The organism is Caulobacter sp. HJHS_5 (genome assembly GCF_056683955.1).
Window position 1 is genome coordinate 86,614 of record NZ_JBWZNC010000004.1, and the last position, 16,048, is coordinate 102,661.

Annotated in this window: 15 protein-coding genes and 1 tRNA gene; 10 read left to right on the plus strand and 6 right to left on the minus strand. The window is 68.9% G+C overall.

The window, feature by feature from the left end; genetic code table 11:
- Window positions 1-33 precede the first annotated feature (33 nt).
- The gene (locus ACFLIT_RS08730; RefSeq protein WP_479910834.1) at window positions 34-234 is read left to right on the plus strand and encodes a hypothetical protein; all 201 of its coding nucleotides are present in this window, start codon (window positions 34-36) and stop codon (window positions 232-234) included.
- Here the strand turns inward: ACFLIT_RS08730 and ACFLIT_RS08735 are convergent.
- Window positions 227-595 (minus strand): hypothetical protein, encoded by a 369-nt coding sequence (locus ACFLIT_RS08735; RefSeq protein ID WP_479910835.1) that lies wholly within the window; start codon window positions 593-595, stop codon window positions 227-229. The genes ACFLIT_RS08730 and ACFLIT_RS08735 overlap by 8 nt on opposite strands.
- Before the next feature lie 47 nt (window positions 596-642).
- Window positions 643-718: transfer RNA gene (locus tag ACFLIT_RS08740), tRNA-Ala, on the minus strand.
- A gap of 133 nt (window positions 719-851) precedes the next feature.
- Here ACFLIT_RS08740 and ACFLIT_RS08745 point away from each other — a divergent pair.
- The 9 genes from ACFLIT_RS08745 (at window position 852) to ACFLIT_RS08785 (ending at window position 10,114) form a co-directional block, all read left to right on the plus strand.
- Window positions 852-1,151 (plus strand): YggT family protein, encoded by a 300-nt coding sequence (locus tag ACFLIT_RS08745; RefSeq protein WP_479910836.1) that lies wholly within the window; start codon window positions 852-854, stop codon window positions 1,149-1,151.
- Window positions 1,152-1,257: 106 nt separating this feature from the next.
- Window positions 1,258-2,196 (plus strand): phytanoyl-CoA dioxygenase family protein, encoded by a 939-nt coding sequence (locus ACFLIT_RS08750; RefSeq protein ID WP_479910837.1) that lies wholly within the window; start codon window positions 1,258-1,260, stop codon window positions 2,194-2,196.
- A 58-nt stretch (window positions 2,197-2,254) separates the two neighbouring features.
- On the plus strand, window positions 2,255-2,854 hold the full coding sequence (locus ACFLIT_RS08755; protein ID WP_479910838.1) for a biliverdin-producing heme oxygenase: 600 nt from the start codon (window positions 2,255-2,257) through the stop codon (window positions 2,852-2,854).
- Entirely contained in the window at window positions 2,851-5,412 is a 2,562-nt protein-coding gene (locus ACFLIT_RS08760) for an HWE histidine kinase domain-containing protein (RefSeq protein ID WP_479910839.1), read from the plus strand. Before ACFLIT_RS08755 ends, ACFLIT_RS08760 begins: the two co-directional genes overlap by 4 nt.
- A gap of 18 nt (window positions 5,413-5,430) precedes the next feature.
- Complete coding sequence (locus ACFLIT_RS08765; RefSeq protein WP_479910840.1) at window positions 5,431-6,507, plus strand: acyltransferase family protein; 1,077 nt, start codon at window positions 5,431-5,433, stop codon at window positions 6,505-6,507.
- 93 nt (window positions 6,508-6,600) lie between these two features.
- Window positions 6,601-8,034 carry a sulfatase family protein gene (locus ACFLIT_RS08770; RefSeq protein WP_479910841.1) on the plus strand — a complete coding sequence of 478 codons (1,434 nt, stop codon included), beginning with the start codon at window positions 6,601-6,603 and terminating at the stop codon, window positions 8,032-8,034.
- 219 nt (window positions 8,035-8,253) lie between these two features.
- The gene (locus tag ACFLIT_RS08775; RefSeq protein WP_479910842.1) at window positions 8,254-8,889 is read left to right on the plus strand and encodes an SCE4755 family polysaccharide monooxygenase-like protein; all 636 of its coding nucleotides are present in this window, start codon (window positions 8,254-8,256) and stop codon (window positions 8,887-8,889) included.
- A gap of 24 nt (window positions 8,890-8,913) precedes the next feature.
- Window positions 8,914-9,489, plus strand: coding sequence for an RNA polymerase sigma factor (locus ACFLIT_RS08780; RefSeq protein WP_479910843.1), 576 nt, complete (start codon window positions 8,914-8,916; stop codon window positions 9,487-9,489).
- Window positions 9,482-10,114, plus strand: a complete 633-nt coding sequence (locus ACFLIT_RS08785; RefSeq protein WP_479910844.1) for an NrsF family protein — start codon at window positions 9,482-9,484, stop codon at window positions 10,112-10,114. The genes ACFLIT_RS08780 and ACFLIT_RS08785 overlap by 8 nt, the downstream gene beginning before the upstream one ends.
- Window positions 10,115-10,236: 122 nt before the next feature.
- Here the strand turns inward: ACFLIT_RS08785 and ACFLIT_RS08790 are convergent, their stop codons facing one another.
- From ACFLIT_RS08790 to ACFLIT_RS08805, 4 genes are read right to left on the minus strand one after another with little or no spacing between them, the layout of a single operon-like run.
- Entirely contained in the window at window positions 10,237-11,472 is a 1,236-nt protein-coding gene (locus ACFLIT_RS08790; protein WP_479910845.1) for an alpha/beta hydrolase, read from the minus strand.
- Between the two features lie 7 nt (window positions 11,473-11,479).
- Entirely contained in the window at window positions 11,480-12,673 is a 1,194-nt protein-coding gene (locus ACFLIT_RS08795; protein ID WP_479910846.1) for an alpha/beta hydrolase-fold protein, read from the minus strand.
- Window positions 12,674-12,702: 29 nt separating this feature from the next.
- Entirely contained in the window at window positions 12,703-14,319 is a 1,617-nt protein-coding gene (locus ACFLIT_RS08800; RefSeq protein WP_479910847.1) for a DUF1593 domain-containing protein, read from the minus strand.
- 29 nt (window positions 14,320-14,348) lie between these two features.
- Complete coding sequence (locus ACFLIT_RS08805) at window positions 14,349-15,965, minus strand: DUF1593 domain-containing protein (protein ID WP_479910848.1); 1,617 nt, start codon at window positions 15,963-15,965, stop codon at window positions 14,349-14,351.
- Window positions 15,966-16,048: the final 83 nt, after the last annotated feature.

The window sequence follows — 16,048 nt, forward strand, 5'->3', positions numbered from 1 at the left end:
CGTCGACCGTGCGACTGAACGGAAGCGCGGCTCATGCACTATCGCAGCATGAAGATCAGCGTTACCCGAATGGGCTCAGGGTATGCCGTCATGAACGGCGACGAGGTTCTCGAAAGTTTCGACACCCTCGACGACGCCCGCATGTGGGCGATGACCATGTGCGCCGAGGCGCTCGGTCGCGGCCAGATGTGCGACTGGGTGGATCTGTCGGACAACGACCGGAGCCTCACTTGATCGGAGGCGGCTCGCCTCGGTGCGCCAGCCGGTAGGCGGCGCGGTAATCCTTCCACGCCTTGGCCAATTCCCGCGCCAGCTCGGCCTCGACCGGCTGCAGATCGCGCAGGGTGGCCGGGTTGGCCTGGCCGATCGGCCGCAGCCTGGCGTCGGCTTTCGAGCGGACCAGCAGCTTTGCGATGTGCGCCTGGATGGCCAGGTGCCGCGCCCGCAGGTCCTCGACCTTGGCGCGCAGGCGCCGCAGCGCTCGGGCCCGGCCGCGCTCGGCGTCGGGCGTGGCGATGACGCGCGCCGCGCGGTCCCGCTGGGCCCGCGCCGGATCGGCCTCCTTGGGCGGATTCGACCATCTGAGCTTGGTCATCTGAGGGCGAAGCTCGCGCGGCCTCTATGTCGGGGAATTTCAGGTCCTGGTGGAGCCGAGGGGAGTCGAACCCCTGACCTCTTCATTGCGAACGAAGCGCTCTACCAACTGAGCTACGGCCCCCTCCCAGGACGAGGGAAGCGCGGCACATAAGGGGGGCCGCCCGGGGCTGTCAAGGATGCGTGGAAGCGCAGCGCGCTTGGCCTCGGCGGGCGAAACGCATACATCAGCCAAACCAGAGTTCGGGGGAGTGCATATGGGTCCGGCGATCATCTTTCTGATCAACAGCGTCATCAGCCTGGTCATCTTCGCGGTGATCGTCTCGGCGGTGCTCAGCTGGCTGATCGCTTTCGACGTGGTCAACACCCGCAACCACCTCGTCTATCAGGTGGTCCGCTTCCTCGACGCGGTCACCTCACCCCTGCTGTCGCCCATCCAGCGGATCATTCCCAGCCTCGGCGGCGTCGACATCAGCCCGATCATCCTGCTGCTGCTGCTGCAGGCCCTGAAAATTCTGCTCAGCAACACGCTGTATCCCCTGCTCTACAACCTCTAGCGCGGCCTCGCGGCGTTGATCCGCCGCAAGGCCGGGCGGCGTGCGGTCGCCTTAACATCGGCGCGGGCGGGCGATAGGAAGGCCGTCGGAAAGGATCCTGACGTCCATGTATGTTCTGCCGACGCCGGACTATTCGCGCTTCTCCCGCTTCCGCGACCACATGGGCGATATCGACGACGCCGTGCGCGCCGAGGCCTTCGCCCTGTTCATCAAGCCGTTCCACGCGCGCTATCGCGACATCCTCACCCAGCCGCGCCCAGACTATGAGGCGCGCATCGGGGCCGGCGACGACATCCTGGCCGCCCTGCAGGCCGACGGCGTGGCGCTGGCCAAGGCGGACGCCGGCTTGAAGGCCAGGCTCAACGCGGTGGCCATGCCGCTGGCCGACCAGATCGAAGATCACCTCGCCGCCACCGCCGAGCCCAACTTCAAGGACGGCCAGATTCTGCTGGACGAGACCGGGCACGCCGCGATCTACGAGGCCGTCGCCGCCGTCTTCGAGCAAGCCGGCGTCTTCGACGTGGCCCGCGCCTATGCGCGCCAGCCGGTCAAGCTGGCCAGTATCGCCGTGCAGGTGAACACCGCCGCCACCACCTTGCGGAAGTACAAAGCCGTCGACGCCGAAGGCCTGCCGAAGAAGAAGACCCAGTACCTGCACATCGACAGCTCGGGCTGGCCGCACCACAAGGTGCTGATCTACCTCAACGATGTCGGCCTCGACGAAGGCCCGTTCCGCTATGTGGTCGGCTCGCATCGCATGCTCGACGACTTCGAGCTGGCGGTCCGCAAGACCAACGACAAGCTGCGCATTCCGCCCAAGCTGTTCATGGCCCTGCCGGAAGCCTTCCGGCAGCTGGCCGACTTCGGCGACAACATCGACCCGGACAGTTCCGAGGCCCTGGCCCTGTTGCAGCGCGAGCGGGCTCTCTATGACGAGAAGGCCTCGGACCTCGTGCTGTTCGACTACCACGGCGTTCACCGGGGCGGTTTCGTGCGCAAGGGCGCGCGCCGCATCCTGCAGGTCAATTTCGCCGCCGTTTCCTGAGAAGCTTGGCAAGCGATGGTGCTGGCTTTCGCCTGTCAGATGCGATTAACCGTTATGCGTGCTTCCCAGTTCTGAAACCGCGCAGCCGCTGGATCGGCCCTCGGCCGACGGGCCCGACGCGAGCGCCCGCTTCGCCCTGAGGGACGCCACGGCGGAGGCTCACGCCCGTCTCGACCGCCTCTACGCCAGCCTCGATCTGGCGAAGCGGGACGACTACGCCGCCTTCCTCCTCAGCCACGCCGCCGCCTTCATCCCGACCGAGGGCGCGCTCCACGACGCCGGGGCGGAGGTCGTCTCGCCCGGCTGGAGCGCCACGCGCCGCGCCGACGCCCTGCGCGCCGATCTTGCGGAGATCGGCCTCGAAGCCCCCCCGCCGGCCACGCCCCCGATCTTCCTTACCGAAGCCCAGCTTCTGGGCGGACTGTATGTCTTGGAAGGCTCACGCCTCGGCGGCGCCCTGTTGATCCGGGGCGTGCGGCCGGGCCTCCCAACCCGCTTCCTGACCCCTGGGAACCCGGCCGTGTGGCGGGCGTTCACAGCCAAGCTCGACGAACGGCTCAGCTCGTCGGGTCTGCTGGAGGAAGCCGCCGCCTCGGCCACGGCCGTCTTTGGCCTCTTCGAACGCGTGGCGCGAGCTCACCTGGAACCTTCGCTTTGACCGCTAAACCGGCCGCCGTTGACCTGACCAACTGCGATCGCGAGCCGATCCACCTCTTGGGCGCCGTCCAGCCCATCGGCTTCCTGCTGGCCCTCACCGCCGACTGGATGATCGCCCGCGCGTCGACCAACGTCTCCGCGTTCATCGGCCATGAGCCGGACGACCTGTTCGGCAGGCCGCTGCAGGACGTCTTCGCGCCGAAGGCGGTGCACGACCTGCGCAACCGCGTCGCCATGCTGCTCGGGCAGGACGCCGTCGAGCGCCTGTTCGATTGCCAGCTCATCGACGGCGGCGGTCGCTTCGACATCGCTGTCCATATTTCCGGCGGCCACGTGGTGATCGAGGCCGAGCCGGCCTCGGCCGAGCATGGCGACGCGGGCGGCATGGTCCGCTCGATGATCGCCCGCCTCGACCAGACCGGCGACTTCACCGCCTTCTTCAAGGAGGGCGCCCGCCAGGTGCGAGCCCTGACCGGATTCGACCGGGTGATGGTCTATCGCTTCGCCGAGGACGGCTCCGGCGAGGTGGCGGCCGAGGCCTGCCGCTCGGGAATCGGACGCTTCATGGGCCTGCGCTATCCAGCGTCGGACATTCCCCAGCAGGCCCGCGCCCTCTATCGCCGCAACCTGCTGCGGGTGATCAGCGACGTGCACGCCGAGCCGGTTCCGATCGTCCCGGCGCGCGACGAGAACGGCCGGCTCCTGGACCTTTCTCTTTCGGTGCTTCGGTCGGTCTCGCCGATCCACATCGAATATCTGAAGAACATGGGCGTGGCCGCCTCCCTGTCGATCTCGATCATCGTCGAGGGACGGCTTTGGGGCCTGTTCGCCTGCCACCACTACGCGCCGCACTGCCCGAACTTCGAACGACGCTCGGTGGCGGAACTGTTCGCCCAGATGTTCTCCATGCGCCTGGAGAGCCGCGAGCGGCAGGCCACCGTCGAGTTCGAACGTCGCGCCCGCGACATCTCCGACCAGCTGCTCGGCGCCGTCGCCTCCGACGAGGCCCTGCTGAAGGATCCGGACTGGCTGGGCGACATCCTGACCCACGCCATCGAAGCCGATGGCGTGGGCGTCTGGATCGGCGGCAACTTCGCCTTCTCCGGCTCCACGCCGCCGGCCGACGACTTCCGCCGTATCGTCCGCGCCCTCAACGGCACGGCGGCGGGCAAGGTCTACGCGACCGACCACATCGGCTCGCTGGTCAAGGGCGGCGAGAAATTCGCCTCGCTCGCCGCCGGCCTGCTGGCCATCCCGATCTCCCGCAGCCCGCGCGACTATGTGGTGCTGTTCCGCCGCGAACTGATCCATTCGGTCCGCTGGGCCGGCGATCCGCACAAGCCGGTCGAGTACGGCCCCAACGGCCCGCGCCTGACGCCGCGCGAGAGCTTCGCCGAATGGAAGGAGTTGGTCGAAGGCCGCTCCAAGCCCTTCACCGGCTCCGAACGCCGGGTGGCCGAGACCCTGCGCGCCACCCTGATCGAAGTGGTGCTGCGCCTCGCCGACGAGGCTTCCGCCGAGCGCCAGCAGGCCACCGCCCGCCAGGAACTGCTGATCGCGGAGCTGAATCACCGGGTGCGCAACATCCTCGGGGTGATCCGCGGGCTGATCCGCCAGTCGCAACCCACCGGCGGCGATCTGAAGGACTTCGTGAAGGTGGTCGACGGCCGCATCCACGCCCTGGCCCGCGCTCACAACCAGATCACCGACGACCACTGGGGCCCGGCGCCCCTGCAGGCGCTGATCGACGCCGAGGGCGCGGCCTTCGTCGACGACCCCGACCGCATCGTCACCCACGGCGAGGGCGTGCTGCTCAACCCGCAGGCCTATTCGACCATGGCCCTGGTGCTGCACGAACTGGTCACCAACTCGACCAAGTACGGCGCCCTGTCGCCCGCCGGCGGCCAGGTGACCATCGAATGGAGCCGCAACGACTCCGGCGATCTGGTGTTCGACTGGCGCGAGAGCGGCGGCCCGCCTGTCAGGCCGCCCACCCGTCAGGGGTTCGGCACCACGATCATCGAGCGCTCGGTCCCGTATGACCTCGGCGGCATGGCCGAGATCGCCTACCACCCGGAGGGTGTGCACGCGACCTTCTGCATCCCGGCGCGCCACGTCTCGGAGCCCCGGACCTCGGGGATGCGGAGCATCAAATATCCCCGACCGGCGGCGGGACATCCGCAGGCGCCGCCGACAGGCGTGCTGAAGGGCCGCGAAGTGCTGCTGGTCGAAGACAGCCTGATCATCGCCCTCGACGCCGAGGACATCGTCAATCGCCTAGGCGCGGACAGCGTGGTCACCGCCGCGACCGTCGAGGGTGCGCTCGACAGCATCGACATCCGCAAGCCGACGGTCGCAATCCTGGATATCAACCTCGGCGACCGCAACAGCTATCCCGTCGCCGACCGCTTGAAGGAGCTGGGCGTGCCCTTCCTGTTCGCAACCGGCTACGGCGAGCAGGCCAACCTGCCGAAGGCGCATGGCGAGCGACCGGTCGTACAAAAGCCCTACACCCTGGAAAACCTCGCCCGGGCGATGGACAGTCTGCTTTCGAGCTGACGGAATCGGGAGAAGCAGGTGCAGGGCAGCAAGGCGTCATCCGGCCGGCTTCTGACGCTCGACGCCATGCGCGGCGTCGCCGCCCTGGTGGTGGTGCTCCACCACAGCGAACAGAACTTCCAGTCCAAGTTCGGCCCCGGCTTCGCCTACGGCTACATCGCCGTCGACGTCTTCTTCCTGATGAGCGGCTACGTCATCGCCCACGCCTACGAGGCGAAGATGCGGGGCGAGCTTTCGGTCTGGGACTTCTTCATCGTCCGCATGAAGCGGCTCTATCCGATGCTGCTGTTCGGCGCCCTGCTGGGCGGGGCCATCGCCTTCGGGCTGGGACGCTTCAAGCCCTGGCCCATGGCGACGCTGAGCAGCCTCACCTTCCTGCCGCTCGTGCTGAACGACATGGCCATGTACCCGATCAACGCGGTGCAGTGGTCGGTTTCGATCGAGATCATCATCAACATGCTGCACCGGGTGCTGGTGCGCTGGCTCAGCGTCTGGGCCCTGGCGGCCCTGGCCCTGGGATCGTTCGCCCTCACCTGCTTCGCCGTCCAGCACTTCGGCGACGTGTCGGTCGGCTGGTCGAAGGAGAACTTCTGGGCCGGCATCCCGCGCGCCGGCTATCCCTACTTCATGGGCGTGCTGATCTATCGCCTGGTGTCGGCGGGCAAGCTGAACGCGCCCTCCATCCCCGCGCCGCTGATCCTCGCCGCCCTGGTGGGCATCGTGCTGCTGGAGCCGCTCGTCGCCCCGGCGGTGATGTCGAAGAACCTCTACTGGCTGCTGGTCGTCGGCCTGGTCTTCCCGCCCATGCTGTTGCTGCTGGTCAAGGCCAGCCTGTCGCCGCGCCTGGAAGGGACCGCCAAGGTGCTCGGCGACGTTTCCTACCCGCTCTACGCCACCCACGGCCCGCTGATCGTCATCAGCCAGCCGCTGATCCTGATGCTCGATCCCTTCGGACGCCATGTGGCGACCATCGTCGCGGTGATCGCCTATGTGCTCTTCGCCCTGCTGGTCGACCGGGCCTACGACCGCCCGGTCCGCGCCTGGCTGAGCCGCCGGCGGACCCCGCCCCCGGCCTCCGACGCGGCGGCGCCTTAGGCGCTTGCAATCGTTATCATCGCGCCTTGACTTGGCCTCGGGCCGGCGCGCCTAGTCGCCGCCGGAGCACAACGAGAGTCGGGGGAAACGTCCATGAGCCTCAGCAAGCGCGAGGTGCTGCTCGGCATGGTCGCCGGGCTCGCCGCCGGCGCCGCGCCGGCCGGCGCTCAGGGCCGACGCCCGCCGAACGTGGTCATCGTGCTGGCCGACGACATGGGCTACGGCGACCTGTCGCTGCACGGCGCCCCCACCATCAACACGCCCAATATCGACCGCCTGGCCCACGAAGGCGCCGAGGTCACCTCCTTCTACACCGCCCCGGTCTGCACCCCCACGCGCGGCATGCTGCTGACCGGCCGCTACCCGCCGCGCACCGGCCTCTACAACCCCACCGGGCCGAAGGCGCCGGGCGGCATCCAGCCGACCGAACTGACCCTGGCCGACCTATTGAAAAGGCAGGGCTACCGCACCGCGATGTTCGGCAAGTGGCACCTGGGCGACTTCGAGAGCGACGCCCAGTTCAACCCGACCAACCACGGCTTCGACCGGTTCGTCGGCATTCCCTATTCGCACGATTACAACCCGCCCGAAGGCGTCCCGCTGTTCGATGGGCTCAACAAGGTCCAGCAGCCCGTCGACTACCGGAACCTGACCAAGCGTCTGACCGAAGGCGCGGTCGACTTCATTCAGAAGGCCGGGAACCAGCCGTTCTTCATCTACCTCGCCCACCCGATGCCGCACGTGCCGGTGGGCTCGTCCGAGGCGTTCAGAGGCCATTCGCGGGCCGGTCGCTACGGCGACGCCGTCGAGGAGGTCGACTGGAGCGTCGGCGAGGTGCTGAAGGCGGTGAAGGCGCGCGGCCTCGACAAGGACACCCTGGTGGTCTTCCTCAGCGACAACGGGCCCTGGGCCATGGTCGGCGAGAAGGTGCAGGATCGCGGACCGCGCGGGACGCAGGAGCGCGGCGACGTCGGCAACCCCGGTCCGATGCGCGGCTCGAAGACTTCGGTGTGGGAGGGCGGGGTACGCGTGCCGGCGGTCTTCCGCTGGCCGGGCCGCATTCCGGCGGGGCGTCGTACGGCCGACATCGTCTCGGTGCTCGACCTTTATCCGACCGTCGTTGGACTGGCGGGCGGGCAGGTTCCGGCCGACCGCACCATCGATGGACTGGATATCGCCGCCGTCCTTACCCGCGGCGCCCCGTCGCCGCGCAAGGAAGTGTTCTTCTACCTGTCACGCAATCTGCTGGCCGTCCGCCAGGGGCCGTGGAAGCTGCAGGTTCCGGACACCGGCGATACTTCCATCTCGCAGGCCGTGCAGGCCAAGGACCCGATCTCGCTGGCGCCCGAACTGGTCGCCGAGCAGGCGACGCCCACCGAGCCGGCGCTGTTCAACCTCGAGACCGATCCCGCCGAACGCTACAACCGCGCCGCCGAGCACCCGGAGATCGTCGCCCGGCTCACCGCCCGCCTAGCAGAGGCGGGCGCGGCGTTCGCGGCCGACCGAAGGTTGGCGCAACCGGCCTAGAGCTTGTGGGTGCAGAAGGCGAGCAGCAGGATGATCGGCAGCGGCACGCCGATGGCCCACAGCAGGATCGAACGCATCGCAGTCTCCCTGGGTTGGTCGAGGAGCTAACGGCAGGGCTTGGCCGGCGTTCCGCGCGGATATTTTCGCGAGGCCGCGCAACCTTTGCGCCGCCTCCGACGAACCAGCGGTGAAAGCCAAGGTTCTCCAGGGGATGCTCGCGTGACCAATACCTTCAAGCTGGCGACGGCCGCCGCCGTCGCCGCCGCGGCCCTGCTGGCCCCGGCCGCCGGCTCGGCCCACTTCATCCTGCAGTCGCCGCCGTCCTGGCTGGTCGAAAACAAGCTGGGCGACCCGCAGAAGGCCGGCCCCTGCGGCGGCGTGCCCGGCGATCCGGGCACGCCCACGGGCGTGGTCACCCCCGTCGTCGGCGGCTCGATGCTGCACCTGAAGGTGCAGGAAACGGTCTATCACCCGGGGCACTACCGCGTGGCCCTGTCGGTGCTCGACCGCAAGGAACTGCCGGCCGATCCGGAAGCCACCACCCGCATGACCGACAAGGGGCCGCAGTCCGTCGACGGCAAGATCGACCCCGCGCCCAAGCCGCCCGTGCTGGTCGACGGCCTGTGGGAGCACCATGAGCGCCCCGGGGCGATGCCCTACACCTGGGAGACCGACGTCAGGCTGCCCAACATCGAATGCGAGCACTGCAGCCTGCAGGTGATCCAGTTCATGGAGGAGCATGGACTGAACGCGGCGGGCGATTTCAGCTATCACCATTGCGCCGACCTGAAGATCACCATCGATCCCAAGCTCAAGATCGACAGCGGCTGGCCGGGCCAGAAAAAGAAGAGCTAGGGCGAAAGGCGCGAGCGAGACCCCTTGGGCGAGGCTGCGAGCGACGATGTCGAGGTGGACGACCGCGCGGCCTGGCCGGGCCTGATGGCGCGCGCCCAGGCGGGCGACCAGGCCGCCTACAACCAGGTGCTCAAGGCCATGATCCCCGCCCTCCGCGCCCTCGTCCGCCGCACCGTCGCCGACGCCGCCCTGGTGGAGGACGTGGTGCAGGACGCGCTGCTGACCATCCACCGCGTGCGCCATACCTACGATCCGGCCCGCCCGATCCTGCCGTGGGTCTCGGCCATCGCCCACGCCCGGGCCGTCGACGCCCTGCGCCGGCGCGGACGGCGCCGCGAGGCGGCCGACGAGGCGGCGCTGCTCGCCCAGGTCGATCCCGGCGCGGCCGAGCAAATCGAGGGCTTCGCCGGGCGCCGCGACCTCGACGGCCTGCTCGGGCGCCTGCCCAGCCGGCAGCGGCAGATGATCGAGATGGTGCGGCTGCGGGAGATGAGCCTGGCGGAAGCCGCGGCCTCGAGCCGCCTCTCCGTCTCCGCGGTCAAGGCGCTGCTGCACCGCGCCTTCAACACCCTTCGCCAAGCGGGAGCCGACCATGGCTGACCACGACGCATTGATCGACGCCCTCAGCCGCTCGGCCCAGCCGGTGCGACGGCCCCTGCCGCCACCCCTGCGCGCCATGGTCTGGGCCGCGCTCGCCCTGGCCTGCGGCGGTCTGCTGGTCGGCCTGGCGCTGCGCCCCGAGGCGGCCGACTGGTCGCGCCCGGTCGCGGCCTGGGCCGGGCTGGAACTCGCCGCCGCGCTTGCGCTCGGCGTGCTCTCCATCGCCGCCGCCTTCGATCTCGCCATCGCCGGCCGCAAGGTCGCCTGGCCGTGGCTGGGCGCCGCGCTGGCGGTCTGGCTGATCGCCGTCGCCGGCCGCCTGGCCGCCACGCCGGAGCCGGTCGGCCGCCTCGGCATGGGCGGCTACTGCTACACCTTCATGCTGTTGGCCGGCGCGCCCATGGCCGTGCTCGCCGTCGCCGCCCTGCGCCGCACCCGCGCCCTGCGTCCGGGCCGGGCGCTGGCGCTGGCGGGGCTCGGCTCCAGCTTCCTGGCCCTGACCCTGCTGGTGCTCTGCCATTCGCCGCAGGCGCGGCTGGTCGACGAACTCATGCACCTGGCCGCCGGCGCCACCCTGATCGCCGCCACCGTGCTGGCCGGCCGCCGCTGGGTGACCGCGCTCTAGAAAGAAAAGGTCCTCCGGCGAGGGGGCCGGAGGACCAGTGCTCCCACGAAAGCTGGGAGTCGGAGGCGGAGGGTCGGAACCGGCGACGGGGAGCGGCCGATCGGATCGCCTCCGCCGTCCAATCAGCGAAACAGCATCGGCGCGAACTCGTGGAAATAGAGCCGCCAGTTGCGCCAATCGTGGCCCCCGGGCGACTCCTTGGTGGTCAGCTTCACGCCCTTGGACCTCAGGTAGTTGGTCATGTCGACAGAGCCGTCGCGGGCGAAATCCGTGGCGCCCCAGGCCCAGTAGAAGACCTTGAGATCCTTCATCTGCGGGATCTCCTTCGGGGCGCGGTTCTCGTAGTACCAGTCGCGGTCGCGCTTGAAGAAATAGCCCGAGCTGAACACCCCGATGGAGCGGAACTTGTCGAGGTTCGAAACCCCGGCGTTCAAGGTCTGGATGCCGCCCATCGACAGGCCCGCCATGGCCCGGCTGTCGGCGTCGGGGATCGTTCGATAGGTCTTCTCGACGAAGGGGATGATGTCGGTGGTCAGTTCCTTGACGAAGGGCTCTTTCGACGGGTCCGGCGTCATCATCTGCAGGTGATCGGGCGTGTAGCCGGCCGGCATGACGATGATGAACGGCTTGGCTTTCCCTTCGGCCAGCAGGTTGTCCATGATGTCGTTGACCGAGGCGGCCGTGACCCAGCTGCTCTCGTTGTCGCCGCCGCCATGCATCAGATAGAGCACCGGATAGCTGCCCTGCCCCTTCTCGTAGCCGGGGGGGGTGTAGACGATCAGCTTGCGCTCGATGCCGCCCAGGGTGCTGGACGCGAAGTACTGGGTGGAGACCGCGCCGTGCGGAACCTGGCGATGCTCGGAGAAGTCGCCCTTCACCACCAAGAGGCTGTTCTGCATGTCGCGCTGCGGCGACATCTGGATGTTGCGCGGATCGAGCGTCACCACCCCGTCGACCACGAAGTAATAGCGATAGACGCCGGGACGGATCGGGGTGGTGGTGGTGCCGGTCCAGACGCCGTCGGCGCCCTTGGTGAAGTTGACCACCGGCGGCGGGCCGGCGGTCATGTCGCCGGCCGCGATCGGCACAGCGTTGCCCTGGGTGACGAACTCGCTGCCGAGCGTCACGGACCTGGCGTCCTTCGCGCCGATGCGGAAGGTCACGCGGCCGTCCGGCAGCACCTCGGGCGACTTCACGTCGGCCGGCTGAACGCCACGCTCGACGACGATGCGTTCGGTAGGCGGCGGCGTTCCCGGCGGCAGATCCTGGGCGAGGGCCGGCGCCAGCGTCAGGACTGAGAGGGCGGCCGCCAAGGCCATCCTGGGCAGGTTCGACATGCGGTTTTCCGAAGGCTTCATCGACGGGCTACTTGAAGAGCAGCGGGGCGAATTCGTTGAGGTAGAGCCGCCAGTTGCGCCAGTCGTGGCCTCCCGGCGACTGCATCTCGGTCAACTTCACGCCCTTCGATTTCAGATAGGCCACCGTCTCGACGGCGCTGGGCTGCAGGAAGTCGACGGCGCCCCAGCCCCACCAGAACACCTTCCAGCGCTGGTTGAGGCTCGCCAGGGTGGCCTGCTTGTCGGCGTAGAAGGCGTCGCGCGCCGGCTGGGCCTGGCCGATGCTGAAGGCGCCGACGTACTGGAACAGCTCCGGCCGGTTCATGCTGACCGTCAGGGTCTGGGCGCCGCCCGCCGACAGGCCGGCGATGGCGCGGCCGCTGGCGGTGGTTTCGGTGCGGAAGGTCTTCTCGACGAAGGGGATGATGTCGGTGGTCATCTCCTTGACGAACGGCAGCTGCGCCGCCGGGATCGGCGTCGAGCCGGGCGGGCCGACGAGATGCTGCGGCATCACGACGATCATCGGCTTGGCCTTGCCCTCGGCGATCAGGTTGTCGAGGATGTTGTTGGCGCTGGCCGCCGTGAGCCACGAGTTCTCATGGTCGCCGCCGCCGTGCAGCAGATAGAGCACCGGATAGGTCCCCTGGCCCTTGTCGTAGCCGGGCGGGGTGTAGACCCACAGCGGCCGCTGTGCGCCGCCGTAGGTGGTCGAGGTGAAGTACTGGGTCAGCACCGAGCCGTGCGGCACGTTGCGGAACTCCGAGAAGTCGCCGGGCACGGTCAGCAGGCTGTTCTGGCTGAGGCGCTGGGGCGACATCACCGTGTTGCGGCTGTCCAGGGTCGTCACCCCGTCGACCACGAAGTAATAGCGATAGACGCCGGGCCGGATCACGTCGGTGGTCGTGCCGGACCAGACGCCGTCGGCGCCCTTGGTCATCGGAATCCGCGGCTTGGGGCCGGTGGTCATGTCGCCGGGCGGACCCTGGATGGCGTTGCCCTGGCTGACGAACTCGCCGCCGATCTCCACCGTCCTCGCGTCCGGCGCATGGATGCGGAAGGTGACGTGGTGGTCGGGCAGCACCTCCGGCGAGACCACCGCTGGAATGGTCGAGGGCGCCGGGCGCGGCTGGGGCGGCAGCGGCGCCGGCTGGGCCAGGGCGGCCGAGCCGACGGCGAGCGAGATCGCCGCCGCCAGACAGATTTGCTTCGTTGCGAGGGGCATCGGGCGCTCCTTTGGCGGCGGCGGACCAGTCAGCGGACGGTCAGGACGAAGTGTTCGTACCGGGTCAGCGGGATCTTCCCGTTGTCGGTGGCCTCGGCGATCACATGGATCGTATCGCCGGCCTTGGCGTCGGCCGGGACGGTGATCTCGCCGGCCTTGAGCGTGCCCGTCGCGGCGAGCGCGCCCTTGTAGGTGCTGGCGCCGGCCCACGGCCACCACTTCACCGCCACCTTGTCCTTCTTGTCAGGATCGGAGACGGCGACCGGCAGCGAGACCTTTTGGCCGGCGGCCACGGTCAGGGTGCGCTCCCCCGTGGCGGCGATCTTCGGATAGTGGTTGGCGTCCTCGAACTTCGGCGTCACCGACCAGGCCAGGCGGCCGGCCAGGTCGTTCATGAACGGGACGAAGAAGGGATTGGGCGGAGGCAGGGCCGGCGCGGCGCCGGGCGCGGCCGCTCCACCGCCGCCGCCGAAGGTGTTGGTCCCCACGCCGGCGGCGACCGGCGGCGCCGGCGGACGGCGATAGCCGCCCCAGCCGCCGTAGGTTTCGGGACGGAAGCCGCGCAGGCCGTTGTCCAGCAGGTTGGTGTAGGTGCCGGTGTCGCCCTCGCCGATGTAGGTGCCCTTCGGGGCCGGCGGGGTCCAGACCTGATAGCCCTGGGCCTTCAGTTCGTCGGCGGTGAAGCCGGAGAGGTGGAAGTAGTCGAAGACGTCGCCGTCGACCATGCGCTTGCCATCGCCCCAGGTGCGGATCAGCTCGCCCATCGGCCCCTTCTTCAGGTTGGCCTGGGCCCACGGCGGATCGAGATAGACCCGCTGCTCGGCGTTCAGGCGCAGCTGGGTGTTGTAGCTGGCCCCGGTGCCGCCGGCGTTCGACTGGATCGGGATGTCCGGCCAGTGCTGGCGGATATAGCCGTTCAGCGTGCCGTCCTGGTCGCCCGAGAAGTGCAGCACGACCTTGTGGATCACCTTGTCGCGGATCGACAGCCACTCGGGGCCGCGCTGGTGGTCGAGCTGTATCGACAGCAGGGCGCGGGCCACCGTCGAGCCGCCGCCCCAGGCGTGGATGTAGAGCGGGGCCGGATTGTCATCCATGATCAGCGACTTGATCAGGTCCGAGCCGGGGGTGTCCTTCGAGATGTCGCCCTCGAACTCGATATTGCCCATGCGGACCTTCGAGCGCAGCTCGGCGGGCGTCGGGTACTCGGGGTCGTGGATCTTGAGGTTCGGATAGACCTTCTCGTAGGCGTCGACGGCGTCGTCGATGAAGCGCTCGCCCTTGGCCCAGCGATATTCCGTGCAGGGGCAAATGGTCAGGCCCGGCTTGTCGTATTCGCGCCTGGAGAAGAAGGCGCGCGTGCCCTTGCCGTCGCCGGTCCAGTGGAACTGGCTGGAGGCGTAGATCAGGCCCTCGGTCTGGAAGTCGGTGGACCGCAGCAGGTAGCGGATCATCGAGTTGTTGTCGTCCAGCTCCGGGTCGGCGGTGATCACCACCCGGGGCTTGGCGTTCGGCGGCGTCAGGTTGGTCACCGCCGGGGGCACGACCTGGGCGGGCGCCGCGGCCGGCGCCTGGGCGAAGGATACGGACGGGGCCGCCACGAGAAGCGCCAGGGCGACGGCGCAGGACTTCGACATCGAAAGGGACATGGGTTTCCGGCTGCAGGAGGGTTTGGCGGTTATTGAACGGTGACGATGGCGCGGGCGTAGCGGGTGAGCGGCACGCCCTTGCCGTTGTCGGTGGCCTTGGCGACGATGTGGATGGTGTCGCCCGGCTTGGCGTCGGCCGGCACGCGGAAGCTGCCCGTCGCCCCCTCGGCCCTGTCCATGGCGATCGGCGGCATGTAGCTGCCCGAGCTGTCGAACTTCAGCCACTCGACCTTCACCGCGTCGCCGTCGGGATCGCTGGTCCTGGCGTTGAGGCTGACCACCTCGCCGGCCTTGGCCGTCACCCGCGCGCGGTCGACGCTGACGGTCGGATAGTGGTTGGCGTCCTGGTAGTTGGGCGTCACCGACCAGGCGAGGCGGCCGGCCAGGTCGTTCATCAACGGTTGCTGCGTCGGGTTCGGGGTGGCGCGGCGAGTGGGGGCCGGACGAGGCGCGGCCTGGGCCGGCGGTGCTCCCGGCGCGGCGGGCGGGGCGACGCCCATGATGCCCGGCGCGGGCTGCGCGGGGCCACGGCGGTTCTCCGCCCTCCAGCCTTCGAGGCCATTGTCGAGCAGCGGCAGGAAGGTGCCGGTGTCGCCCTCGGCGATGAACCGGCCGGCCGGTTGCTGCGGCGTGAACGGGCGGTAGCCCTCCTTGCGCAGCTGGTCCTCGGTCTTGTCGAAGAAGCCGAAGTAATCGAACACGTCGCCGAGCGGCGAGGCCTTGCCGTCCTGCCAGACCCGCACGTAGCGGCCCATCGGCCCCTGATTGTTGACGTGGGCCTCCATCCACGGCGTCTCGAACTGCTTGGCGTCCTCGATGTTGGAGCCGGCCCAGGCGTTGTAGGCCAGCGAGCCGGTGGCGCCGCCGCCGCGCAAGTAGCGGATCTCCGGCCAGTTCGGGCGGATGTAGGCGTCCTGGGTCGAGTCCTGCGAGCCCGAGGCGTGGATGATGGTCTTGGCGATCACCTTGCGGCGCACCGCCTCCCATTGCGGAGTGTTCTTGTACTGGTCCTCGATGGACTTCAGCGCCCGGGCGATGCTGCTCTGGCCGCCCCAGGCGTGGACGTAGACCGGCTCCTGAACGTCATCCAGCAGCACCTTCTTGATCAGGTCCGAGCCGGGCGTGTCCTTCGAATAGTCGTCCTCGAATTCGATGTTGCCGTAGCGGACCACGGCGCGAAGGCTGGCGGGCGTGGGGTAGCGTTTGTCGTGGACTTTCAGGTTCGGATAGACGGTCTCGTAGATGTCGACGATGTCGTCGATGAACCGCTCGCGCGGCCCCCAGCGCCACTTGGTGCAGGGACACATGCCGAGGCCGGCGTACTGGCCGATCGCCAGGTCCTGCGTGCCGCCCTTGCCGTCGCCGGCCCAGTGGTAGCGGCTGGAGGTGTAGATCAGGCCGAGGGTCTCGAAGTCCGTGGTCTGCAGGATGTAGCGGACCATCGAGTTGCTGTCGTCGAGCTCCGGGTCGGCGGTGACGATCACCCGCGGCTTCTTGCCGACCGGCGTCTCCAGATACTTCACCCCGCTCGCCGAGGTCCCGGAGACCGGATTGGGCGGGGGCTGCCCCGGCGCCTGGGCAAGGCTCGACATCGGAGCGGCGAGCCCCAGAACCAGGAGGCTCGCCGCCATGGCGAAGCGTTTCATCTCGGCGTCTCCGTCTCTCGTTGCCGCGGTTTCGCGGAGCGGTCGGCCGTACTGAAAAGGTGATCCGCGGGCAGCCGACCCCG